Here is a 22,543-nt window from a genome sequence, read left to right on the forward strand (position 1 = left end):
GGGCAACGCCTTTGGCGCCGTCCTGGTACACAATGCCGGCCAGCGCGATGGCGCGGCCACTGTTTTGATGCGGTCCCCGTGCCTTGGCACGGGTCGATTGCCGTTGTTCCTGCAATGACCTATTCGCTCAATACCCTTCAGTCCGCGTCCGGTGCGCAGGCGACACCCGTTCGGGCCCGCGCCCTGCGATTCGCGCACGAGATCACGCTGATCGCCGGCTTCTTCCTGATCCTGTTCTGGCTGCTGGCGATGTTCAGCTACACGCCGTCGGACGCGGCGTGGTCCACCTCCGGCACCGGCGGCGAGGTCAAGAATTGGGGTGGGCGCATCGGCGCCTGGCTGGCCGATGGCAGCTATTTCCTGGCGGGTTACTCCGTCTGGTGGTGCGTCGCGGCCAGCGTGCGCGCCTGGATGTCGTCGCTTGCCGGCTGGTTGCGCGGTGGGGAGGCGGGCCATGCCGAAGAGCCGCCGCGGGGGCGCTTCAACCGCAGCCGCATCGCTTTCTGGTTCGGCCTTGTCTTGCTACTGTGTGCCAGTGCCGTCCTCGAATGGTCGCGCCTTTACCGGCTCGAGTACCACCTGCCGGGCCACGGTGGCGGCGTGCTCGGATATCTGGTCGGCCCGGCCAGCGTGAAGTGGATGGGCTTCACCGGGTCCGCCCTCATCGCCATTGCGGCGGGCGTCATCGGCTCGGCGCTGGTGTTCCGTTTTTCGTGGACGCAGATTGCGGAGCGCATTGGTTCGCGCATGTATTCGTTGTTCGAGTCGCGCCGCGAAAAACGCGAGATTGCCGAAGACATCGCCATGGGCAAGCGCGCCGTGCGCGAGCGCGAGGAAACGGTGCAAGTCGACCGCGGCACGGACGAGGTCGAGTCGCCTGACGAAGAGTTGCGCATCGAGCCACGGCCCAAGCGGCGCGCGCCATCGCCACCGGTGCAGATCGAGCCCGCGCTGGCCGAAGTGCCCAAGAGCGACCGCGTGGCCAAGGAACGGCAAAAGCCGCTGTTCCGCGAACTGCCCGACAGCAAGCTGCCGCAAGTCGATCTGCTGGACGCGGCGCAGGCACGCCAGGAAACCGTTTCGCCCGACACGCTCGAAATGACGAGCCGCTTGATTGAAAAGAAGCTCAAGGACTTCGGCGTCGAAGTGCGCGTCGTGCTGGCTTCTCCGGGCCCCGTGATCACGCGCTACGAGATCGAACCGGCCACGGGCGTGAAGGGCTCGCAGATCGTCGGCCTGGCCAAGGACCTGGCGCGCTCGTTGTCGCTGGTGTCGATTCGCGTGATCGAGACCATTCCCGGCAAGAACTTCATGGCGCTGGAGTTGCCCAACGCCAAGCGCCAGTCCATCAAGCTCAGCGAAATCCTTGGCTCGCAGATCTACAACGAAGGCAAGTCGATGCTGACGATGGGCTTGGGCAAGGACATCGTCGGCAATCCGGTGGTCGCGGACCTGGCCAAGATGCCGCACGTGCTGGTGGCCGGCACGACCGGCTCGGGCAAGTCGGTCGGTATCAACGCCATGATCCTGAGCCTGCTCTACAAGGCCGAGGCGCGCGATGTGCGCCTGCTCATGATCGACCCCAAGATGCTGGAAATGTCGGTCTACGAAGGCATTCCGCACTTGCTCGCACCAGTCGTCACCGACATGCGCCAGGCCGCGCACGGCCTGAACTGGTGCGTGGCAGAGATGGAGCGCCGCTACAAGCTCATGAGCAAGCTGGGCGTGCGCAACCTCGCCGGCTACAACACCAAGATCGACGAAGCCAAGACGCGCGGCGAGTTCATCTACAACCCTTTCAGCCTGACGCCGGACGACCCGGAGCCGCTCAAGCGCGAGCCGCACATCGTGGTGGTCATCGACGAACTCGCCGACCTGATGATGGTCGTGGGCAAGAAGATCGAAGAACTGATTGCGCGATTGGCGCAGAAGGCGCGCGCAGCCGGCATCCACTTGATCCTTGCGACGCAACGGCCCAGCGTGGATGTGATCACCGGCCTCATCAAGGCCAACATCCCGACGCGCATTGCCTTCCAGGTCTCCAGCAAGATCGACAGCCGAACCATCCTCGACCAGATGGGCGCCGAGGCCCTGCTCGGCATGGGCGACATGCTCTACATGCCCAGCGGCACCGGACTGCCGATACGCGTGCACGGCGCCTTCGTCTCCGACGAGGAAGTCCACCGCGTGGTTGCCTATCTGAAGTCACAAGGCGAGCCCGATTACATCGAAGGTGTGCTCGAAGGTGGAACTGTCGACGGCGACGGCGATCTACTGGGTGACGGCGGCGAAGGAAGCGGCGAGAAGGATCCGATGTACGACCAGGCTGTGGAAGTCGTGCTGAAGAACCGCAAGGCCAGCATTTCCCTCGTTCAACGTCATCTCAAGATTGGCTACAACCGCGCCGCGCGACTGGTCGAAGACATGGAAAACGCCGGTCTCGTCAGCGCCATGAGCGGCAGTGGCCAGCGCGAAATCCTGGTGCCCGCGCGCGCCGAATAGATGACAGGGCGGAATTGATGAAGAGATTGCTGGGTGTCGTGGTTCTCTGGAGTGCCGTGGGCGCCGCTTGGGCGGGTGGCATGGAAAGCCTCGAAAGCTTTGTGAAAAACGTGCGCACCGGGCGTGCGCAGTTCACGCAAACCGTCACGCCACCGCCCAGGGAAGGCCAGCCATCGCGCGCCAAGGTGTCCACGGGCACCTTCGAATTCCAGCGGCCGGGCAAGTTCAAGTTCGACTACAAGAAGCCGTTCACGCAGCTCATCCTGGCCGATGGCGACAACCTGTGGCTCTACGACGCGGACCTGAACCAGGTCACGCAGCGCAAGCAGGCGCAGGCCCTGGGCTCGACGCCTGCCGCATTGATTGCGTCAGCGCCCGACCTGCGCGCCCTGCAGGCCGACTTCTCGCTGGAAGCCACGCCGGAGCGCGATGGCCTGCAATGGGTCAAGGCCACGCCCAAGAACAAGGACGGACAGCTGCAAAGCATCCAGATCGGATTCCAGGGCGAGTCGCTGGCGGCGCTCGAGATCCTCGACAGCTTTGGCCAGCGCTCCGTTCTGAAGTTCGACAAGGTCGAAGTGAACCCCGCGCTGCCGGCCGGTGTCTTCACGTTCAAGGCCCCCGCGGGCGCTGACGTGATCAAGCAGTAGGTGGCTTCTCCGGGCACGCACCAACCCCTTGCCGAGCGCCTTCGACCCAAGACCCTGGGAGAGGTGATCGGCCAGCAGCACCTGCTCGGCGCGGGCATGCCCCTGCGCATCGCCTTCGAGTCGGGCCAGCCGCATTCGTGCATCCTCTGGGGCCCGCCCGGCACCGGCAAGACGACCATCGCGCGGCTGATGGCCGATGCCTTCGACGCGCAGTTCATCGCCATCAGCGCCGTGCTGGGCGGCGTCAAGGACATCCGCGAAGCCGTGGAGCGGGCGCAACTGGCGCGCGACGGACTCACGCAGCAACGCACCATCGTCTTCGTGGACGAAGTGCATCGCTTCAACAAGAGCCAGCAGGACGCGTTCCTGCCGCATGTGGAAAGCGGGCTCTTCACCTTCATCGGGGCGACGACCGAGAACCCGTCCTTCGAGGTGAACTCGGCGCTCTTGTCACGTGCTGCCGTCTACGTCTTGCAGCCGCTGGGCGAGGGCGATCTCAAGCAGATCGTGGCCAGGGCGCAGGACATCGGCGCAGTCCCTTCCATTGAATCATCGGCCATCGACCGGCTCGTCGCCTACGCCGACGGCGACGCCAGGCGCCTGCTCAACACGCTGGAAACGCTGGCCGTCGCGGCCCGCTCCGAAAAGCTCGACGACATCACCGACGCGTGGCTCCTGCGCGTGCTCGGCGAGCGAATGCGCCGCTACGACAAGGGCGGCGAGCAGTTCTACGACACGATCTCGGCGCTGCACAAGTCCGTACGCGGCAGCGATCCGGACGCCGCGCTCTATTGGTTCGTGCGCATGCTCGATGGCGGCGCCGATCCGCGGTACATGGCTCGTCGGTTCGTGCGCATGGCGAGCGAGGACATCGGCCTGGCCGACCCGCGCGCCCTGCGACTCGCACTCGACGCGGCAGAGGTGTACGAGCGCCTTGGCACACCAGAGGGTGAACTGGCATTGGCCGAATGCGTCGTCTACCTTGCCATCGCGCCGAAGTCGAATGCCGTCTACAAGGCCTACAACGAGGCCAAGGCTTTCATCCAGAAGGACGGCACGCGCCCGGTGCCCATGCATCTGCGCAACGCGCCCACCAAGCTCATGAAAGAGCTCGACTACGGCAAGGGCTACCGCTACGCGCATGACGAAGAGGGCGGCTTTGCGGCAGGCGAGCGCTACCTGCCCGAAGGCATGGAGCCGCCCGGCTTTTATCGTCCGGTCGAGCGCGGCCTGGAGATACGCATCGCCGAGAAAATGCGGGAACTGCGCCGACGCAACGACGAGCACGGTTGAAGTGCTGCCGCCGGCCCAGCTTGGTGCACCAGCGGGAAAACCCGTGCCGCGCAGGTCCGGTTTGAGCTTAACGTTTGACTACAATCCCGGCCACTAACCCGCCGCCAATCCACGCTGGCGGGTTTTTTGCTAACTACACCTCAGCGCCAACCCGGTGCACCGGGTGAGTCAAGTGCACCTCCCGAGGGTGCAATTACAAAAAGGGACCTTTTATGGACATCTTGCTGCAACAGATCATCAACGGTCTGGTTCTTGGCAGCATGTACGCATTGATAGCCTTGGGCTATACGATGGTGTACGGCATTATCAATCTCATCAACTTTGCCCACGGTGAAGTCCTCATGGTCGGCGCGCTGACCAGCTGGACCATCATCGGATGGATGCGCGAAGCCATGCCCAACACGCCGGGCTGGATCATCCTCATCCTGGCGCTCATCATTGCGTGCATCGTCGCGGCCACGCTCAACTTCGTGATCGAGAAGGTGGCTTACCGGCCGCTGCGCAACAGCCCGAAGCTGGCACCGCTCATCACGGCCATCGGCATGTCGATCTTCTTGCAGACGGTTGCCATGATCATCTGGCGTCCGACCAACAAGGCGTATCCCACGCTGCTGCCGAGCGAGTCGATCCACATCGCCGGCGCTTCGATCTCGCCGACGCAGATCATGATCCTGGGCCTCACGGCCGTGTCCCTGGCGGTCCTCATGTGGGTCGTCAACTACACGAAGCTGGGGCGCGCGATGCGTGCCACTGCCGAGAACCCGCGCGTTGCGGCGCTCATGGGCATTCGGCCCGACATGGTCATCTCGGCCACCTTCATCATCGGCGCCATCCTCGCGGCCATTGCCGGCGTGATGTACGCGTCGAACTACGGCATCGCGCAGCATGCGATGGGCTTCATCCCCGGCCTCAAGGCGTTCACGGCGGCGGTGTTCGGTGGCATCGGCAACCTGGGCGGCGCGGTGGTGGGCGGCATCCTGCTGGGCCTCATCGAGGCCATCGGCGCGGGTTATCTCGGCGCGGTGACCGGCGGTGTGCTGGGCAGCCAGCACAGCGACATCTTCGCCTTCGTGATCCTGATCCTCACGCTGACCGTGCGCCCGTCGGGCCTGCTCGGCGAGCGCGTGGCCGATCGCGCCTGAGGAGACGAGCATGAAGAACACCAAAAGCATCGTCGTCTTCCTGGTCTCGGCCGTGCTGCTGATCGCACTGCCGCTGGTCCTGCAGACCCAGGGCAACGCCTGGGTGCGCATCGTCGACATCGCATTGCTCTATGTGATGCTGTCACTCGGCCTGAACATCGTGGTCGGCTACGCCGGCCTGCTCGACCTGGGGTATGTCGCGTTCTTCGCGATCGGGGCTTACCTCTTCGCGTTGCTGGGCTCGCCGCATTTGACGGACACCTTCCCGGCCATCAAGGCGATGTTCCCGAACGGCCTTCACACCTCGCTCTTCGTCGTCATTCCGATTGCGTTCGTGGTAGCGGCAATATTCGGCGTGATCCTCGGCGCGCCAACGCTCAAGTTGCGGGGCGACTACCTCGCCATCGTGACGCTCGGCTTCGGGGAAATCATCCGCGTGTTCCTGAACACGCTCGACCATCCCGTCAACGTCACCAACGGTCCCAAGGGCATCACTGCCATCGACTCGGTGAAGATCGGCGGCCTGGACTTCGGCAAGACGCTCAAGATCGATGGATTCTCGATCTCGGGTGTGACGCTGTACTACTACCTTTTCCTGGTGCTGGTGATCATCACCGTGATCGTGTCGCACCGGCTGCAGCTCTCACGCGTGGGCCGTGCCTGGATGGCCATTCGCGAAGATGAGATCGCTGCCAAGGCCATGGGCATCAACACCCGCAACCTTAAGCTGCTGGCCTTCGGCATGGGCGCGAGCTTCGGCGGCGTGTCCGGTGCGATGTTCGCTTCGTTCCAGGGCTTCGTGTCGCCCGAGTCCTTCAGCCTGATGGAGTCGGTGATGATCGTCGCCATGGTGGTGCTGGGCGGCCTCGGCCACTTGCCGGGCGTGATCCTGGGCGCGGTGCTGCTGGCTGCGCTGCCCGAAGTGCTGCGCTATGTGGCCGGTCCGCTGCAATCGATGACCGATGGCCGGCTCGATGCGTCCATCTTGCGCCAACTGTTCATTGCGCTCGCCATGATCGTGATCATGCTGGTTCGTCCGCGCGGCCTGTGGCCGTCGCCGGAGCACGGCAAGGTGCTGCCGCGCAAGAACGGCGGCGCTTCAGCGGCGAACACCATGTCCGTCGAAGCACATCCTCCCGGCATTGAAGTGCCAGCCGATGAAGTTCCGGGCGAACCCTCGCGTCCGATGTCGATCAACCCGTGAGCGAGGACCGTTCCATGACAGAAACCATCCTCGACGTGAAGGGCATCTCCAAGCGCTTCGGCGGGCTCCAGGCGCTTTCCGACGTCGGCATCACCATCCAGCGCGGCCAGGTCTACGGCCTGATCGGCCCCAACGGCGCCGGCAAGACGACCTTCTTCAACGTGATCACAGGCCTCTACACGCCGGACAGCGGCAGCTTCCAGCTGGCGGGCAAGCCTTACCAGCCGACGGCGGTGCACGAAGTTGCCAAGGCGGGCATCGCGCGCACATTCCAGAACATCCGGCTCTTCTCCGACATGACGGCGCTCGAGAACGTGATGGTCGGGCGCCATATCCGCACGCATTCGGGCGTGATCGGCGCGATCCTTCGCACCTCGTCCTTCAAGTCCGAAGAAGCGGCGATTGCCAAGCGCGCGTATGAACTGCTCGACTACGTCGGCATCGGCAAGTACGCGGACTACAAGGCGCGCACGCTGAGCTACGGCGACCAGCGCCGCCTGGAAATTGCGCGCGCACTGGCAACCGATCCGCAACTCATCGCCCTCGACGAACCTGCCGCCGGCATGAACGCCACGGAAAAGGTCATGCTGCGCGAGCTCATCGACCGCATTCGCAAGGACAACCGCACCATCCTGCTCATCGAGCACGACGTGAAGCTGGTGATGGGCCTGTGCGACCGCGTCACGGTGCTCGACTACGGCAAGCAGATTGCCGAAGGAACCCCGGCCGACGTGCAGAAGAACGAAAAGGTGATCGAGGCTTACCTCGGCACCGGAGGACATTGAGATGAGCAAGACACTGCTGAAAGTCAGCGGCCTGAAGGTGGCTTACGGCGGCATCCAGGCCGTCAAGGGCATTGATTTCGAGGTGAACGAAGGAGAACTGGTTTCCCTGATCGGCTCCAATGGCGCCGGCAAGACGACGACCATGAAGGCCATCACCGGCACGCTGCCGAGCCTGGCCGGCAGCATCGAATTCCTGGGCAAGAGCATCAAGGGTCGCGGAGCGTGGGATCTCGTGGGCGAGGGCCTGGTGATGGTGCCCGAAGGCCGCGGTGTGTTCACGCGCATGACGATCACGGAGAACCTGCAGATCGGCGCCTTCATTCGCAATGACAAGGCCGAGATTGCCAATGACATCGACCGTGTGTTCGCGACCTTCCCGCGTCTGAAGGAGCGTGCCACGCAGCTGGCGGGCACCATGTCGGGCGGCGAGCAGCAGATGCTGGCCATGGGCCGCGCATTGATGGCACGCCCCAAGGTGCTGTTGCTGGACGAGCCTTCGATGGGCTTGTCGCCCATCATGGTCGACAAGATCTTCGAGGTGGTGCAAGAGGTCTACAAGCAGGGCGTCACCGTGCTGCTGGTGGAGCAGAACGCCAGCCGCGCGCTGCAACTGGCCGATCGCGGCTATGTGATGGAGTCGGGGCTGATCACCATGAGCGGCGACGCGAAGGTGATGCTGAGCGACCCGAAGGTGCGCGCGGCGTACCTGGGGGAATAACCTTCACAACGGACCGGCAAGCCGGTCCGTTTGGTTTCCGGCAGTGATTTCCTAGTCCACTGTCGCGCCGGTCGCCTTCACGACCTTCTCATACTTCGCGAGTTCGGCCTTCATGAAGGCGCCAAACTGCTCCGGCGTGCTGCCGACCGGCTCGGCCATCAGCGATGCGAAGCGGGTTTTGGTGTCCGGCGATTGAAGGGCCGCGACGAAGGCATGGTTGAGCTTCACGATCACGTCGTGCGGCGTTCCGGCCGGCGCGACCAGGCCCCACCAGGTGTCGATCGAAAAGCCCTTGAGCACGTCCGCGACAGGCGGCGCATCGGGCAGCATCGGGCTGCGCTGAAGCGTGGTCACGGCAATGGCCTTGAGCTTGCCTGCGCGAATGTTGGGGGCGGCGGTCGCCAGGTTGTCCAAGTTGAAATCGACCTGGCCCGACAGCAGCGCCAGTTGCGCCGGATTGCCGCCGTTGTACGGAATGTGCACCACGAAGACGCCCGCTTCCTTCTTGAACATTTCGCCCGCCAGGTGGCCGGCACTGCCGTTGCCGCCGCTGCCGTAGTTGAGCTTGCCGGGGTTCGCCCTGGCGTAGGCGATGAGGTCCTTCAGGTTGTTGATCCTCAGGCGCTGCGCCGCATCGGCGTTCATCACCAGCACGTTGGGCACGCGGACCATTTGCGTGATGGGCGCGAAATCCTTCGCCGCGTTGAAGGGCATCTTCGAATAGAGCCAGGGATTGACCGCGTTCGTCGCCGTGGCGGCGATGCCGATGGTCAAGCCGTCAGGCGCTGCCTTGGCCACGAGGTCGGCGCCGATGTTGCCGCCCGCACCCGGCTTGTTGTCGATGATGACCGGGCCCAGGGCCTCCTTGACTCCTTCGGCCAGGATGCGCGCCGTCGCGTCGATCGGGCCGCCCGCGGCATAGGGCACCACCAGCCGGATCGGTCGCTGTTGGGCATGAAGGGGAAGGGCAGCGGCCGCGGCGGCGGCAATGGCGGCCGAGATCACAAGGCGTCGAGAAGTCATGTCGAAATTGAGGAAACAAGAGTTGATGCGGCCGCGTGATTGTCAGCGGCCCGTTTGAATTGACTGGCAGTACAAACGCCTAAGCGCTCGCGTCAAAGCCAGCGCAGAGAAAGTCAGGGCTCGGCCTTGTCGGCCTCGCTCGTGAACGAGTCGGCAAAGAATTCTTCCTCAGGCAAGCCCGCGCGGGCCGTGTAGTCGCGCTTGGCCGAATCGACGACGATGGGCGCACCGCAGGCGTAGACCTGATGCCCCGACAGGTCCGCGAAGTCTTCCAGCACGGCGCGGTGCACAAAGCCCGTGCGCCCGGTCCAGTTGTCTTCGGGCACCGCATTGGAAATCACAGGCACGTAGCGCAGGTGCGGCTTGTCGGCGAAGTGCTCGCGCAGCCATTCGTCCATGTAGAGGTCTTCGGGCCGTCGGCCGCCCCAGTAAAGCGAGGTCGGACGTTCGATGCCCTTGAAGTCCATGTGCTCCAGCAACGCCTTGATCGGCGCAAAGCCGGTGCCGGAGGCGAGCAGCACGATGGGCTTGGCCGATTCCTCGCGAAGGAAGAAGCTGCCATAAGGGCCTTCGATGCGAAGGATTTCTTTCTCTTTCATGGCGCCGAACACGTGGTCGGTGAAGCGGCCGCCGGGCAGGTGGCGAATGTGCAGTTCAATGCCCGTTCCGGGCTGCGCCAGCGTGTGCGGCGCATTGGCCATCGAATAGCTGCGCCGCACGCCGCCCTGCAAGATGAACTCCACATACTGCCCCGCATGAAACTGCAGCGGTTCGCCCGCGGGCAACTGCAGCTTCATGGCGACCACGTCGTGCGACTTCTTCGTGAGCGCCTGCACGCGCACGGGCATCTTGCGAATCGGGAAGGCGCCCGCTTCGGTCACCTGGCGCGACTCCAGCACTACATCGGTCTTCGGGACGGAGCAGCAGGTGAGCACGTAGCCGTTGAGTTGCTCGTCAGCGCTCAGGGCCTTGCTTTGATGCGCGCCGATCTCCACCTCGCCCGACAGCTTCTTGCACTTGCACGATCCGCACGCGCCGTCCTTGCAGCCATAGGGCAGGCCGATGCCTTGGCGGATGGCGGCGGACAGGATGGTTTCGTCGGGATGGGCCGCGAAGTTTCGCCCGCTCGGTTCAACCGTAATGGAAAAGTTCGCCTCGTGCGACCCTGCGCTCATGGGTATTCTTCTGCCAGGAAAAGGAATCGGATTTTGCCCTCAAACCATAGCCCTGTCGGGGCACTGCCCTCGCGCTTTCGCCGGGAGCGGTTACTTATCGTCGGCTGCGGCGACGTCGGACTGCGTGCGGCAGGCCTTCTGGCACCGCGTGTGCGCCTGCTGGCCGTTACATCTTCGCCGGCGCGGATCGACGAATTGCGCAAGTCAGGCATCACGCCGCTCGTCGCAGACCTCGACCGGCCCGAAACGCTGCGCCGGCTCGCCGGCCTCGCGACGCGCGTGCTGCACCTCGCACCCCCTGCGCGTACCGACGAAGGGCCGCGCTGGTGGCGCGATGCCCGCACCACCGACCTCGTGCGCGCGATCCAGCGCCGCAGCCTGCCGGCGACGCTGGTCTACGGCTCCACCAGCGGTGTGTATGGCGACTGCGGCGGTGCCCGCATCACGGAAGCGCGGACTGTGGGCCCGGACACGCCGCGCGCGCACCGGCGCGTGGATGCCGAGCGCGCCGTGCGGTGGCTGGGGCGTTCGGGCGTGGGAGTGCGCATCCTGCGGATTCCCGGCATCTATGCGCCCGACCGCCAGGGCGGCACGCCGCGCGAGCGCCTCAAGCGCGGCACGCCTGTGCTGAACGCGCAGGACGACGTCTACACCAACCACATCCATGCCGACGATCTGGCGCGCGCCTGCGTGGCGGCACTCTGGCGCGGATCCGCCCAGCGCGTGTACCACGCAAGCGACGACACCGAACTGAAGATGGGCGATTACTTCGACCTGGCCGCCGACCTCTATGGCATGAAGCGCCCGCCGCGCGTCGCGCGGGAAGATGCGCAGCAGCAATTGCCGTTGCAGCTGCTCAGTTTCATGGGCGAATCGCGTCGGCTCGACAACACGCGGCTCAAGCGCGAACTTCGGGTGAGGCTCAAGTACCCGACGGTGGAGTCCGGACTGCGCACCCCACAGGCGTGAGCCTTTACAGCACGCCTTTTCTCAAGAGAAAGTTTCCGTAGGGCAGGGGCTCTCCCGTCGCGACGACGGCAAACGCCTCGCGCGCCCTCACGTAGTAGGCATGGCGCTCAAGGCCTGCGACTTCGGGCACCGGGTCGAGCTTCGAGAACACGGTGTCGATGGCCTGCCGTTGAATCGCTGCCAATGTCCCGGCATCGCCCACCTGCTGCATGCGGTGCACGGGGCTGCCATCGAAAGTGTCCAGCGGCATCACGGACAGGATGGCCCGCAGCACGGGAATCACGCCGATGCCCGGCAAGTGGACCAGGGGCTTGCTGCCGGCGACCGAATACGCCGGAAAGTTCGCGTCGCACACGGCAATGAAGTCGCCGTGCCCCATCGCCGCGAGGTGGCGCAGGAGGTCGGGCGTGAGCAGGGGATCGATGTTCTTCAGCATGGTCGCCGGGATTTGACGCGGCACTGCGCGCGGCGGCGCTACTGGTTTTCCCTTGACGCGCGGCGACACCCCTGGATGCCCACGTTTGGCACGCGTGACAGCAAAATATCGGAACGGGGGAGAGAAGACAGCGCTTGTGACCAAGCACTGGTGCCGGAGGCCGGAATCGAACCGGCACGCCTTGCGGCGGGGGATTTTGAGTCCCCTGCGTCTACCAATTTCACCACTCCGGCACGGAAGGGAAGCAAGCCCGAAATTATGGCACAGTGTTTGGCATGAACTATCCGACGATCGAAGACGCCATCGGCAAGACGCCATTGGTGGCGCTGCAAAGAATCGAAGCCGCCGAAAACGCCCGGCGTGGCAACGTCATCCTGGGCAAGCTCGAGGGCAACAACCCCGCAGGTTCCGTGAAAGACCGGCCCGCCCTGTCGATGATCAAGCGCGCCGAGGAGCGCGGCGAAATCAAGCCGGGCGACACGCTGATCGAGGCCACCTCCGGCAACACCGGCATTGCGCTGGCCATGGCCGCGGCCATCAAGGGCTATCGCATGGTGTTGATCATGCCGGAAGACCTCTCGGTGGAACGCGCGCAGACCATGAAGGCCTTTGGTGCCGAACTCGTGCTGACGCCCAAGAGCGGCGGCATGGAATACGCGCGCGACCTGGCGGAGCAGATGGTCGCGCAAGGCAAGGGACGCGTGCTGGACCAGTTCGCCAACCAGGACAACCCGCGCATTCACTACGAAACCACCGGCCCGGAAATCTGGGCCGACACGCAGGGCAAGATCACCCACTTCGTCAGCGCCATGGGCACCACCGGCACCATCACCGGCGTGTCGCGCTTCCTGAAGGAAAGGAACCCTGCGGTGCAGATCATCGGCGCGCAGCCGGACGAAGGCTCGCGCATTCCCGGCATCCGCAAGTGGCCCGTGGAATACCTGCCCAAGATCTACGATCCGAGCCGCATCGACCAGGTCGTCAACGTCAGTCAGGACAGCGCCGAGGAAATGTGCCGCCGCCTCGCGCGCGAGGAAGGCATCTTTGCCGGCATCTCCGCGGCGGGCGCGCTCTGCGTAGCGCTGCAAATCGCACAGAAAGTCGAAAACTCGACCATCGTCTTCGTGGTGTGCGACCGCGGCGACCGCTACTTGTCGACCGGCGTCTTCCCGGCCTGAGGAAAGAAAGAGAACATGCCCCACCCCAAGTTTTGCCAAGCCTGCGCGACGCCACTCGAATGGATGACGCAAATGGAAGACGGCGGCGCAAAAGATCGCCTTCGCTGCCCCAACTGCGGACACACGCACTGGAACAATCCGACGCCGGTGCTGGCGGCGATCGTCGAGTACCGCGGCCAGGTACTGCTCGCGCGCAATGCGGCCTGGCCGGCACGCATGTTCGCGCTGATCACCGGCTTCATGGAAGCAGGCGAAACACCGGAAGAGGGCATCGCCCGCGAGGTGAAGGAAGAAACCAACCTCGACGTGAGCCTCACGAAGATCGTGGGTGCCTATGACTTCCAGCGCATGAACCAGGTCATCATCGCCTACCACGTGGTGGCTGACGGCGAGGTGCGCCTGTCGCCCGAACTGGTGGACTACAAGCTCTACGACTTGCCCCAACTCAAGTGCTGGCCCGCAGGCACCGGCTACGCTTTGGCCGACTGGCTGCGCAGCCGCGGGCACGAACCGGTATTCTTCACGCAGGCCGAGAACGATGAACGCCGCAGGGGCCTGAACTTGCCACCCGAGGAGCCTATACGTGCAAATTGATCGCGAAATTGATACGCGCGGACTCAACTGCCCTTTGCCGATCCTGAAGGCGAAGAAGTCCCTGAATGAAATGCAGAGCGGCCAGCTGTTGCGCGTTGTGTCCACCGACCCGGGATCCGTGCGCGACTTCCAGGCCTTCTCGCGGCAGACGGGCAATGACCTCATCGAGCAGCAAACAGCGGGTACGGATTTCATCCATGTCTTGCGGCGCCGTTGAGCCGATGACGCCCGTTGGCAGGGCGTTGAAGGGCGTGCGCGCGGTGCTTGCCGTTGTGCTGCAATGGGCGCTTCCTCTACTTGCTGTACTGGCAATGACAAGCGCTCCGGCCATGGGCACCCCGTCGAAGATCCCGTTCGCCGTGATGGGTGACTCCAACAGCATGTCGTTCCAGGATCACCTTTCGATCCAGGGACCGGAACAACGCGGAGGCGCTTTCCGCGACCGCACCTTCCAATGGGGCGAAGTCATTGCCCGGTTGCGTGGCAATGAACTCGATCCCGGCCCGTGGGAGACGTGGGGTGTCTCCAACCCGGCACTGCGATGGCTCGACGTGGTGGGCATTCCTGTTGGCCGCGCACCGCGCAAGGAAGACTACCGCTATAACTTTGCCAACGAGGGCGCCCGGTGCGAAGAGTTGATGCACACGCGCCGGCGACAAACCCCCCGCCTGGTCGCACTCATGGACAAGGAACCCGGACTTTGGCGCGACGGCGTGGTGATCATCCGCATCGGCCTGAGCAACGTGTCCGATTTCATCGATGTGCAGGCGGTCAAGCCGGGCGAGCCGGCGATGCACAAGGGCATCGAGGAATGCATGCAGGCCTACCGCGAGGCCGTGTCGCTGATCCGCAAGACGCACCCGACCACGCACATCGTTCTGGTGGGCACATTCAACGACACGCACGACGCCATCAACCTCAAGCGCTGGCATTCGGCTTCGGAGATCGCGAACATTTCGAAGATGTGCGACGAGTTCGACGACGGCCTGCGCAAGATCGTCGCGGCGACGCCGCGCACCAGCTTCTTCGACGACCGCGCCTGGTTTCGCGCGCAGTGGGGATCTCGCGACGCCGATGGCCTGCCGGCCTACAAGACGATTGTCATCGGCTCGCTGCGAGTGACGCACTCCGTCGGCGACGCACCGACGAATTCCATGCTGGGCGACGACCACAACGGCTTGGTGTGGAACGTGCTGTGGGCACAGGCCATGGTGCAGCACTTGCGCGATGTCGTGAAGCTGCCGGTCACGCCGATCGGCGCCGATGAAGTCCAGCGATTCGTCCGCTCGTTGACGAGCAGTTGAAAGAAAAAAGGCGCTCTTTGGCGCCCGCTTCGTCAATAAAGGAGGGCGCCCAAGGGCGCCCTTTTGTCAGAGCGCCAGGCTCTTGAGATATTCCTTGAACTGGCTGCCCACCTCGGGGTGCTGCAGGGCCAGTTCCACGGTCGCCTGCAGGAAGCCTTCCTTGCTGCCGCAGTCGTAGCGCGTGCCTTCGTAGGCGTAGGCGTGGACCGCTTCCTTGTCCAGCAACGCGGCGATGCCGTCGGTGAGTTGGATCTCGCCGCCCGCGCCCTTCGGTTGCTGGCGGATCTGCGCGAACACGGAAGGCGAGAGGATGTAGCGGCCCGCAACACCCAGGCGTGAAGGCGCGGATTCGGGGCTGGGCTTTTCGACCATGCGATGCACGCGCGTGTGGCGCTCGTCGACCCTGTCACCCGCCACGATGCCGTAGCGCTTGACCTGATCCAGCGGAACTTCCTGCACGGCCAGCACCGAGCCGCCGAGCTTCGCGTAGCTGCGCACCATTTGCGCGAGAACGGGCTCGCCGCCGGCGGGCCCCACCATCAAGTCATCGGCCAGCAGGACGGCAAAGGGCTCATTGCCCACCAGATGCTCGGCGCACAGAACAGCGTGCCCCAGTCCCAGCATGCGCGGCTGGCGCACGTAGGAGCAGGTCATGTCGTCTGGCACGACCGAGCGTGCGATTTCCAGCAACTGCGTCTTGTGGCTCGCCTCGAGCTGGCTTTCAAGCTCGTAGGCCGTGTCGTAATGGTCTTCGATGGCGCGCTTGTTGCGGCCGGTGACGAAGATCATGTCGCGGATGCCAGCGGCGTAGGCCTCCTCGACGGCGTATTGGATCAAGGGCTTGTCGACCACCGGCAGCATTTCCTTGGGCTGCGCCTTGGTGGCCGGGAGAAAGCGGGTGCCGAATCCTGCAACAGGAAAAACGGCCTTGCGAATACGTGTCGTCGAGTTGGGCATGGGCTTTCAGTGGTCGTTGGATGTCGTAGCCGCACATGTTAAGTGCGGCGACGGGGTAGACGTGTCAGCCAAGACGCCCGATCTGGTCCCGCAGGCGAGCGACAGTGGCAGAAAAGTCCGCTACACGCTGCTTTTCTTGCGCGATCACAGCGGGAGGCGCTTTGGCAACAAATGCTTCGTTGCCAAGCTTGTTGTTAGCCTTTGCAATCTCGCCCTCGATGCGTGCAAGTTCCTTGCCAATGCGCGCCTTTTCGGCGGCCTTGTCGATCTCCATGTGCAGGCACAGGCGCGCTTGTCCAACCACCGCGACCGGCGCCGCTTCCGCCGCTGCGGCCCACGAAGCTTCATCGTCGAAGACCTTCACTTCCTTGAGCTTGGCCAAGGCCTGCAGCACCGGCGCGGCGCTGCGAAGGAATTCGGCGTTGGCGGCATCGTCCGCCACGGCATAGAGCGGCAGGCGCGTGGCGGGCGAGACGTTCATCTCGCCGCGCAGCGTGCGGCATGCGTCGACGAGCGCCTTCAGCCGAGCGACGTGGGCTTCAGCCGCTTCATCGATCTTCTCGCTTTGGCTTTGCGGATAGGCGGCGATCATGATCGACGCGCCTTCGCGTCCGGCGACGGGTGCGACCTTTTGCCAGAGCGCTTCCGTGATGAACGGAATGATGGGATGGGCCAGGCGCAGCAAGGCTTCCAGCGTGCGGATCAAGGTGCGGCGCGTGGCGCGCTGTTGCGCGTCGGTGCCGGTCTGGATCTGCACCTTGGCGATCTCGAGGTACCAGTCGCAGAACTCGTCCCAGGCGAACTGGTAGATGGCGGTGGCGACGTTGTCGAGGCGGTATTCCTCGAAGCCCTTGGCCACCTCGGCTTCGACGCGCTGCAGCTTCGAGACGATCCAGCGGTCGGCCTGGCTGAAGCTGAGATACCCGTGCGCGGGTCCGCCCGGCGCGCATTCTTCCTTGGTGTGCTCGCTCAGGCCGCAATCCTGGCCTTCGCAGTTCATCAGCACGAAGCGCGTGGCGTTCCAGAGCTTGTTGCAGAAGTTGCGATAGCCTTCGCAGCGCTTGGGGTCGAAGTTGATGCTGCGGCCCAGCGAGGCGAGCGATGCGAAGGTAAAGCGCAAGGCGTCAGCGCCGAAGGCGGGAATGCCGTCCGGAAATTCCTTCTGCGTGTTCTTGCGCACGGTTGGCGCCGTCTCGGGCTTGCGCAGGCCTTGCGTGCGCTTCTCGAGCAACTCGGGCAGCGCGATGCCGTCGATCAGGTCGACCGGATCGAGCACGTTGCCTTCGGACTTGCTCATCTTGTGCCCGTGCGAATCGCGCACCAGTCCGTGGATGTAGACGTGCTTGAAAGGCACCTGGCCGGTGAAGTGCTTGGTCATCATGATCATCCGGGCGACCCAGAAAAAGATGATGTCGTAGCCCGTGACCAGCACGCTGGAGGGCAGGTACAGGTCAAGGTCCTTCGTCTTTTCGGGCCAGCCGAGGGAAGAGAAGGGGATGAGGGCCGATGAGTACCAGGTGTCGAGCACGTCTTCGTCGCGACGCAGCGTCTTGCCCGGTGCTTGCGCCTGGGCTTCGGCTTCGTCCTGTGCGACGTACACCTTGCCTTGTTCGTCGTACCAGGCGGGGATCTGGTGACCCCACCAGAGCTGGCGCGAAATCGTCCAGTCCTGGATGTTCTCCATCCAGTGGTTGTAGGTGTTGACCCAGTTCTCGGGCACGAAGCTCACTTCGCCCGAACGCACGGCCTCGATGGCCTTCTGAGCGATCGACTGGCCATTGGCGTCGGGCTTGGTCATCGCGACAAACCACTGGTCGGTGAGCATCGGCTCGACGATGGCGCCGGTGCGGGCGCAACGCGGCACCATGAGCTTGTGCTTCTTCGTCTCGATCAGGAGGCTCAGCGCTTCCAGGTCGGCCACGACAGCCTTGCGCGCCGCGAAGCGGTCCATGCCGCGGTATTTCTCAGGCGCGTTGTCGTTGATGGTCGCGTCGAGCGTGAGCACGCCAATGATCGGCAGCTTGTGACGCAGCCCGACGGCATAGTCGTTGTGGTCATGCGCGGGCGTGACCTTGACCACGCCGGTGCCGAATTCCTTGTCCACATAGTCGTCGGCGATCACCGGGATCAGGCGATCGACCAGCGGCAGCTTTACCTGCTGGCCGATGAGGTGCTTGTAGCGCTCGTCCTCGGGGTGGACCATGACGGCCGTGTCGCCGAGCATCGTCTCGGGGCGCGTCGTGGCCACGGTGAGCGAGCCGCTGCCATCTTCCAGCGGATAGGCGATGTGCCAGAGCGAGCCGTCTTCTTCCTCGCTCTCGACTTCGAGGTCGCTCACGGCGGTCTTGATGGTGGGGTCCCAGTTCACGAGGCGCTTGCCGCGGTAGATGAGGCCTTCGTTGTAGAGCTGCACGAAGGTCTGCGTGACCACCTTCGAGAGCTTGTCGTCCATGGTGAAGTACTCGCGGCTCCAGTCCACCGTGTCGCCCATGCGGCGCATCTGGCTGGTGATGGTGTTGCCGGACTTCTCTTTCCATTCCCACACGCGCGAGACGAAGTTCTTGCGGCCGAGATCGTGCCGGCTGACCTTCTGCTCCTGCAACTGGCGCTCCACGACGATCTGCGTGGCGATGCCGGCGTGGTCCGAGCCCGGCACCCACAGCGTGTTGGCGCCTTTCATGCGGTGGTAGCGCGTGAGGCTGTCCATGATCGTCTGGTTGAACGCATGGCCCATGTGCAGCGTGCCAGTGACGTTGGGCGGCGGCAGCTGGATGGCGAAGGAGGGCGCGCCTTCCTGGGGCTGCTGCGTGCCGCGGAAGCCCGCCTTGGCGTAGCCGCGCTTTTCCCACTCCGGACCCCAATGCGCCTCGATGGCAACGGGTTCGAAGGACTTGGAGAGGCTGTCGAGGCCGGGTTGGTTCAGGGTGTCGCTCATGGCGGTGCAAATAAGAACGGCATCCGCAGGGATGCCGTCGGAGACTGAGGGGCGCTGCGTTGATTTTATTCGACGTGGTGGCGACCTGGCGAAGGGGGGCTTTTCGGTGCGTTGAACAGCGCTCGTCCTCCTGCCGGGCGAGCGCGTGCCTGGTTTGGCGCTGACCTTGCGCCAACTTGCGAAACGGCCTCGCCCGATAATTCCCCGATGCTTTTCCTGTTGTCCCCCGCCAAATCCCTCGACTACGAAACTCCCGTCCCGGCCGACCTTCCCGCCACCAAGCCGCATTTCGAGGCGCCCAATGGCCCTTCGGTCGAACTCATCGGCCTGCTTCGCCAGAAGTCCGTCCAGCAGATCGCCGAACTCATGGACCTGTCGGACAACCTTTCCGCCCTCAACGTCGGCCGCTACGCCGCCTGGGCCAGGAAGAGCACCCCGCGAAACGCGAAGCAGGCCGCACTGGCCTTCGACGGCGACGTCTACGGCGGCTTCGACGCAAAAACGCTCACGGCTGAACAGCTCGACTGGGCGCAACAGCATGTCGTCATCTTGAGCGGCCTGTATGGCGTGCTGCGCCCGCTGGACCGCCTCCAGCCCTATCGCCTGGAAATGGGCACGCAACTGGCGCACCCCAATGGAAAGAATTTGTACGATTTCTGGGGCAGCCGCATCTCCGAATACCTCAACAAACGCGCCGCAGCAGACCGCACGCCCGTGGTCATCAACCTCGCGTCGCAGGAATACTTCAAGTCCGTCGATCGCAAGGTGCTCAAGGCCCGCGTGGTCGAGTGCGTCTTCGAGGAATGGAAGCCCTCGCCCAAGAGCCGGGCCGGGGGTGAATACAAAGTGATCAGTTTCTTCGCCAAGCGCGCCCGCGGCCTCATGGCACGCTGGGCGGTGCTGCACCAGGCGTCCACGCCCCGGGCACTGGAGCGCTTCGATCTGGAAGGCTATGCTTTCGATTCCATGGCTTCCGGGCCGGACCGCATGGTATTTCGCAGGAAATCGTCATGAACACCACTCATACCGCCCAACCCATCAGCCCTGAACTGCGGGCCTGGGTTGTCGAGCAACTCGCCGCCGGACACACGGTGCCGGCGCTGCGCGCCTCGATGCGCGAAGCCGGATGGCACAACGACGCGATCGACGCGGCGCTGGTCCAGGTCGAAGCCGGTGCAGCCGCACCCGCATTGCCCAGCGCGGCGCCCGCCGGCCCCCGCACCGCCATGCCCGGACCGATGCTCGAAGGTTCCCCGCTCTACATCGACGCCGGCGACCGCCGCGTGCAGGTGCTGCAGACCATGCGCCATCCGCGTGTCGTGGTCTTCGGCAACCTGCTGTCCGACGAGGAATGCGAGGGCTTGATCGCCGCCGCGCGCGTGCGGCTGGCGCGCTCGCTCACCGTGGAAACCAAGACCGGCGGCGAGGCGCTCAACGTCGACCGCACGAGCGATGGCATGTTCTTCGAGCGCGGCGAAAACGAGATCGTCGCCCGGCTCGAAAAGCGCATTGCCCAGCTGGTGAACTGGCCCGTCGAATACGGCGAAGGCCTGCAGATCCTGCGCTACAGCCCCGGCGCGCAATACCGCCCGCACTACGACTACTTCGACCCCGTGGAGCCCGGCACGCCGACCATCCTGAAGCGCGGCGGCCAGCGGCTGGCGACGCTGGTCATGTACCTGCAGGAGCCGGAGCAGGGCGGGGCGACGACCTTCCCTGACGTGGGGCTCGAAGTGGCGCCCGTGCGCGGCACCGGCGTCTTCTTCAGCTACGACAAGCCCGAGCCGACCACGGCCACCTTGCACGGCGGCGCGCCGGTGCTGCTGGGCGAAAAATGGGTGGCGACCAAATGGCTGCGCGAGCGCGAATTCGCGTGAGAGCCTGAAACCGAAAGAACCATGAAACTCAAAGCCAACGGCATCGACATCGAAGTGGAAGACACGGGCGCGGACGGGAGCCAGGCCGGGCGTCCCGTCGTGATGCTCATCATGGGCCTGGGCATGCAACTCATCGCCTGGCCAAAGGATTTCGTGCAGCCGCTGGTCGATGCGGGCTTTCGGGTGATCCGCCATGACAACCGCGACATCGGCCTGAGCGAAGGCTTCGACCATGTTCCGAAGCACAACTTCGTGTGGCAGACGGTGCGTTCGCGACTGGGCTTGTCGGTGCGCTCGCCGTACACGCTGCAGGACATGGCGAACGATTCGCTGGGCGTGCTCGACGCGCTCGGCATCGACAAGGCGCACGTCATCGGCGCCTCGATGGGCGGCATGATCTCGCAGCGCCTGGCCGCGAGTGCGCCGAAGCGTGTCGTATCGCTCACCAGCATCATGAGTTCCAGTGGCGCGCGCGGGCTGCCGGGGCCGGACCCGAAAGTGGCCACCGCCCTGTTCAAACCCTCGCCGGGTCGCAATGAAGAAGCGTTGCTCGAATACAGCCTCGGGTTCATCCGGCTCATCGAAAGCCCCGCCTATCCGACCGACGAGACGGCCTTGCGCGAACGCGTCACTCTCGGCTTGCGCCGCGCCTACCGGCCCGCCGGCCTGATCCGGCAGATGCTGGCCATCGGCGCGGACGCTGATCGCGCCCGCGAACTGGCGCGCATCCAGTGCCCGGCGCTGGTCCTGCACGGCGAGGCCGACAGGCTGGTGCCGATCGCGGCGGGGCGCGACACGGCCAAGCGGATTCCCGGCGCGCGCTTCATCAGCATCCCGGGCATGGGCCACGACCTGCCGCCCGGGGTGAACGCGATCCTGATGGGCCACATCATTCCCTTCCTGAATGACGCCGAGGCCGCGAAGTGAGCCTGGACAACACGCCTGAGCAATCGCAACTCGGTCGCGTGTCGGCCTACGTTGACCAGTACGACCCGGGCCAGCTCTTCCCCATTGCACGCGCCACGCAGCGCGTAGCCATGGGCATTGCGGAAGGCGCATTGCCCTTCTTCGGCGCCGACCTGTGGACCGGCTTCGAACTGAGCTGGCTGAATGCGCGCGGCAAGCCGCAACTGGCCATCGCGCACTTCACCATCCCGTGCGAGACGTCCAACATCATCGAGAGCAAGTCCTTCAAGCTGTATCTCAACAGCTTCAACAGCAGCGTGTTCGCCGATGCGCAGGCCGTGCGCGACACGCTCGCGAACGACCTGAGCGAAGCCGTGTGGCGCGGCAGCGGTCGCGCCGGGCGCATTGGCGTCAAGCTGCTGGCGCCAGAGATGTTTGACCGTGAGCCGGTGCATGAACTCGATGGCGTCGACCTCGACCGGCTCGACCTCGAATGCACGCACTACCAGCCGGCGCCTGAGCTGCTATCCAGCGTCAAGGACGAACAGCCGGTGACCGAAACGCTCACGAGCCGCCTGCTCAAGAGCAACTGCCTCGTCACCGGCCAGCCGGACTGGGGCAGCGTGCAGATCCGCTACAGCGGACCGCAGATCGACCAGGCCGGCCTGCTGCAATACATCGTGAGCTTTCGCCAGCACAACGAGTTCCACGAACCCTGCGCGGAGCGGATTTTCACCGACATCATGAAGCGCTGCGAGCCCACCAAGCTGGCGGTGTATTGCAGGTACACACGCCGTGGCGGGCTGGACATCAATCCCTTCCGCGCGAGCTGGCCGCAGGCGCTGCCGGCCAATACGCGCACGGCCCGACAGTAGCTCCGCTCCTACAGCCTCTT

At 64.5% G+C, this 22,543-nt stretch carries 21 protein-coding genes and 1 tRNA gene; 16 read left to right on the forward strand and 6 right to left on the reverse strand.

The features are described 5' to 3' along the window. Positions 1–114 precede the first annotated feature (114 nt). The 7 genes from QTI66_RS18830 (at position 115) to QTI66_RS18860 (ending at position 8,294) form a co-directional block, all read left to right on the forward strand. A complete protein-coding gene (locus QTI66_RS18830) occupies positions 115–2,502 on the forward strand; it encodes a DNA translocase FtsK (RefSeq protein WP_286561354.1) in 2,388 nt (795 codons plus the stop codon). A 17-nt stretch (positions 2,503–2,519) separates the two neighbouring features. Then, the gene (gene lolA, locus QTI66_RS18835) at positions 2,520–3,152 is read left to right on the forward strand and encodes an outer membrane lipoprotein periplasmic chaperone LolA (RefSeq protein WP_286561355.1); all 633 of its coding nucleotides are present in this window, start codon (positions 2,520–2,522) and stop codon (positions 3,150–3,152) included. Continuing rightward, positions 3,153–4,445 carry a replication-associated recombination protein A gene (locus QTI66_RS18840; RefSeq protein WP_286561356.1) on the forward strand — a complete coding sequence of 431 codons (1,293 nt, stop codon included), beginning with the start codon at positions 3,153–3,155 and terminating at the stop codon, positions 4,443–4,445. A 212-nt stretch (positions 4,446–4,657) separates the two neighbouring features. Further along, positions 4,658–5,587, forward strand: a complete 930-nt coding sequence (locus tag QTI66_RS18845) for a branched-chain amino acid ABC transporter permease (RefSeq protein WP_286561357.1) — start codon at positions 4,658–4,660, stop codon at positions 5,585–5,587. A 10-nt stretch (positions 5,588–5,597) separates the two neighbouring features. Further along, positions 5,598–6,791, forward strand: a complete 1,194-nt coding sequence (locus tag QTI66_RS18850; protein WP_286561358.1) for a branched-chain amino acid ABC transporter permease — start codon at positions 5,598–5,600, stop codon at positions 6,789–6,791. Positions 6,792–6,805: 14 nt separating this feature from the next. Then, positions 6,806–7,576 (forward strand): ABC transporter ATP-binding protein, encoded by a 771-nt coding sequence (locus QTI66_RS18855; RefSeq protein ID WP_286561359.1) that lies wholly within the window; start codon positions 6,806–6,808, stop codon positions 7,574–7,576. Position 7,577: 1 nt separating this feature from the next. Continuing rightward, entirely contained in the window at positions 7,578–8,294 is a 717-nt protein-coding gene (locus tag QTI66_RS18860; RefSeq protein WP_286561360.1) for an ABC transporter ATP-binding protein, read from the forward strand. Between the two features lie 51 nt (positions 8,295–8,345). Here QTI66_RS18860 and QTI66_RS18865 read toward each other — a convergent pair whose 3' ends face one another. Beyond that, a complete protein-coding gene (locus QTI66_RS18865) occupies positions 8,346–9,317 on the reverse strand; it encodes a Bug family tripartite tricarboxylate transporter substrate binding protein (RefSeq protein ID WP_286561361.1) in 972 nt (323 codons plus the stop codon). Positions 9,318–9,430: 113 nt separating this feature from the next. Next, positions 9,431–10,492 (reverse strand): CDP-6-deoxy-delta-3,4-glucoseen reductase, encoded by a 1,062-nt coding sequence (locus QTI66_RS18870; RefSeq protein ID WP_286561362.1) that lies wholly within the window; start codon positions 10,490–10,492, stop codon positions 9,431–9,433. A 33-nt stretch (positions 10,493–10,525) separates the two neighbouring features. Here QTI66_RS18870 and QTI66_RS18875 point away from each other — a divergent pair, with 33 nt between their 5' ends. Beyond that, entirely contained in the window at positions 10,526–11,461 is a 936-nt protein-coding gene (locus QTI66_RS18875; RefSeq protein WP_286561363.1) for an NAD-dependent epimerase/dehydratase family protein, read from the forward strand. A 4-nt stretch (positions 11,462–11,465) separates the two neighbouring features. Here the strand turns inward: QTI66_RS18875 and QTI66_RS18880 are convergent, their stop codons facing one another. Continuing rightward, on the reverse strand, positions 11,466–11,897 hold the full coding sequence (locus QTI66_RS18880) for an RbsD/FucU family protein (RefSeq protein ID WP_286561364.1): 432 nt from the start codon (positions 11,895–11,897) through the stop codon (positions 11,466–11,468). A 148-nt stretch (positions 11,898–12,045) separates the two neighbouring features. Beyond that, a tRNA-Leu gene (locus tag QTI66_RS18885) sits at positions 12,046–12,130 on the reverse strand. Between the two features lie 42 nt (positions 12,131–12,172). Here QTI66_RS18885 and cysM point away from each other — a divergent pair. The 4 genes from cysM to QTI66_RS18905 all read left to right on the forward strand — a co-directional run bounded on the left by cysM (position 12,173) and on the right by QTI66_RS18905 (position 14,973). Then, positions 12,173–13,075, forward strand: a complete 903-nt coding sequence (cysM, locus tag QTI66_RS18890) for a cysteine synthase CysM (protein ID WP_286561365.1) — start codon at positions 12,173–12,175, stop codon at positions 13,073–13,075. A 15-nt stretch (positions 13,076–13,090) separates the two neighbouring features. Then, on the forward strand, positions 13,091–13,669 hold the full coding sequence (locus QTI66_RS18895) for an NUDIX domain-containing protein (RefSeq protein ID WP_286561366.1): 579 nt from the start codon (positions 13,091–13,093) through the stop codon (positions 13,667–13,669). Beyond that, positions 13,659–13,886 carry a sulfurtransferase TusA family protein gene (locus QTI66_RS18900; protein ID WP_286561367.1) on the forward strand — a complete coding sequence of 76 codons (228 nt, stop codon included), beginning with the start codon at positions 13,659–13,661 and terminating at the stop codon, positions 13,884–13,886. Before QTI66_RS18895 ends, QTI66_RS18900 begins: the two co-directional genes overlap by 11 nt. Positions 13,887–13,998: 112 nt before the next feature. Continuing rightward, positions 13,999–14,973, forward strand: coding sequence for an SGNH/GDSL hydrolase family protein (locus tag QTI66_RS18905; protein WP_286561368.1), 975 nt, complete (start codon positions 13,999–14,001; stop codon positions 14,971–14,973). Positions 14,974–15,039: 66 nt separating this feature from the next. Here QTI66_RS18905 and galU read toward each other — a convergent pair whose 3' ends face one another. Further along, positions 15,040–15,930 (reverse strand): UTP--glucose-1-phosphate uridylyltransferase GalU, encoded by an 891-nt coding sequence (gene galU, locus QTI66_RS18910; protein ID WP_286561369.1) that lies wholly within the window; start codon positions 15,928–15,930, stop codon positions 15,040–15,042. A gap of 64 nt (positions 15,931–15,994) precedes the next feature. Beyond that, entirely contained in the window at positions 15,995–18,865 is a 2,871-nt protein-coding gene (locus tag QTI66_RS18915) for a valine--tRNA ligase (RefSeq protein ID WP_286561370.1), read from the reverse strand. A 207-nt stretch (positions 18,866–19,072) separates the two neighbouring features. Between QTI66_RS18915 and yaaA the strand changes: the two genes are divergently transcribed. The 4 genes from yaaA to queF are packed head-to-tail and all read left to right on the forward strand — an operon-like array spanning position 19,073 to position 22,523. Further along, entirely contained in the window at positions 19,073–19,879 is an 807-nt protein-coding gene (yaaA, locus tag QTI66_RS18920) for a peroxide stress protein YaaA (RefSeq protein ID WP_286561371.1), read from the forward strand. Next, positions 19,876–20,742, forward strand: coding sequence for a 2OG-Fe(II) oxygenase (locus tag QTI66_RS18925; protein ID WP_286561372.1), 867 nt, complete (start codon positions 19,876–19,878; stop codon positions 20,740–20,742). Before yaaA ends, QTI66_RS18925 begins: the two co-directional genes overlap by 4 nt. 21 nt (positions 20,743–20,763) lie before the next feature. Further along, the gene (locus tag QTI66_RS18930; protein ID WP_286561373.1) at positions 20,764–21,669 is read left to right on the forward strand and encodes an alpha/beta fold hydrolase; all 906 of its coding nucleotides are present in this window, start codon (positions 20,764–20,766) and stop codon (positions 21,667–21,669) included. A 2-nt stretch (positions 21,670–21,671) separates the two neighbouring features. Further along, positions 21,672–22,523 carry an NADPH-dependent 7-cyano-7-deazaguanine reductase QueF gene (queF, locus tag QTI66_RS18935; protein ID WP_286561517.1) on the forward strand — a complete coding sequence of 284 codons (852 nt, stop codon included), beginning with the start codon at positions 21,672–21,674 and terminating at the stop codon, positions 22,521–22,523. Positions 22,524–22,543 lie beyond the last annotated feature (20 nt).

It is taken from the genome of Variovorax brevis, assembly GCF_030317105.1.
GTDB lineage: Bacteria > Pseudomonadota > Gammaproteobacteria > Burkholderiales > Burkholderiaceae_C > Variovorax > Variovorax brevis.

Bases quoted from the DNA above. Each gene is read 5' to 3' on its own strand.
- QTI66_RS18830 (WP_286561354.1), top strand. From the start codon at position 115: ATGACCTATTCGCTCAATACCCTTCAGTCCGCGTCCGGTGCGCAGGCG.
- lolA (WP_286561355.1), top strand. From the start codon at position 2,520: ATGAAGAGATTGCTGGGTGTCGTGGTTCTCTGGAGTGCCGTGGGCGCC.
- QTI66_RS18845 (WP_286561357.1), top strand. From the start codon at position 4,658: ATGGACATCTTGCTGCAACAGATCATCAACGGTCTGGTTCTTGGCAGC.
- QTI66_RS18850 (WP_286561358.1), top strand. From the start codon at position 5,598: ATGAAGAACACCAAAAGCATCGTCGTCTTCCTGGTCTCGGCCGTGCTG.
- QTI66_RS18855 (WP_286561359.1), top strand. From the start codon at position 6,806: ATGACAGAAACCATCCTCGACGTGAAGGGCATCTCCAAGCGCTTCGGC.
- QTI66_RS18860 (WP_286561360.1), top strand. From the start codon at position 7,578: ATGAGCAAGACACTGCTGAAAGTCAGCGGCCTGAAGGTGGCTTACGGC.
- QTI66_RS18865 (WP_286561361.1), bottom strand. From the start codon at position 9,317: ATGACTTCTCGACGCCTTGTGATCTCGGCCGCCATTGCCGCCGCCGCG.
- QTI66_RS18870 (WP_286561362.1), bottom strand. From the start codon at position 10,492: ATGAGCGCAGGGTCGCACGAGGCGAACTTTTCCATTACGGTTGAACCG.
- QTI66_RS18880 (WP_286561364.1), bottom strand. From the start codon at position 11,897: ATGCTGAAGAACATCGATCCCCTGCTCACGCCCGACCTCCTGCGCCAC.
- cysM (WP_286561365.1), top strand. From the start codon at position 12,173: ATGAACTATCCGACGATCGAAGACGCCATCGGCAAGACGCCATTGGTG.
- QTI66_RS18895 (WP_286561366.1), top strand. From the start codon at position 13,091: ATGCCCCACCCCAAGTTTTGCCAAGCCTGCGCGACGCCACTCGAATGG.
- QTI66_RS18905 (WP_286561368.1), top strand. From the start codon at position 13,999: ATGGGCACCCCGTCGAAGATCCCGTTCGCCGTGATGGGTGACTCCAAC.
- galU (WP_286561369.1), bottom strand. From the start codon at position 15,930: ATGCCCAACTCGACGACACGTATTCGCAAGGCCGTTTTTCCTGTTGCA.
- QTI66_RS18915 (WP_286561370.1), bottom strand. From the start codon at position 18,865: ATGAGCGACACCCTGAACCAACCCGGCCTCGACAGCCTCTCCAAGTCC.
- yaaA (WP_286561371.1), top strand. From the start codon at position 19,073: ATGCTTTTCCTGTTGTCCCCCGCCAAATCCCTCGACTACGAAACTCCC.
- QTI66_RS18925 (WP_286561372.1), top strand. From the start codon at position 19,876: ATGAACACCACTCATACCGCCCAACCCATCAGCCCTGAACTGCGGGCC.
- QTI66_RS18930 (WP_286561373.1), top strand. From the start codon at position 20,764: ATGAAACTCAAAGCCAACGGCATCGACATCGAAGTGGAAGACACGGGC.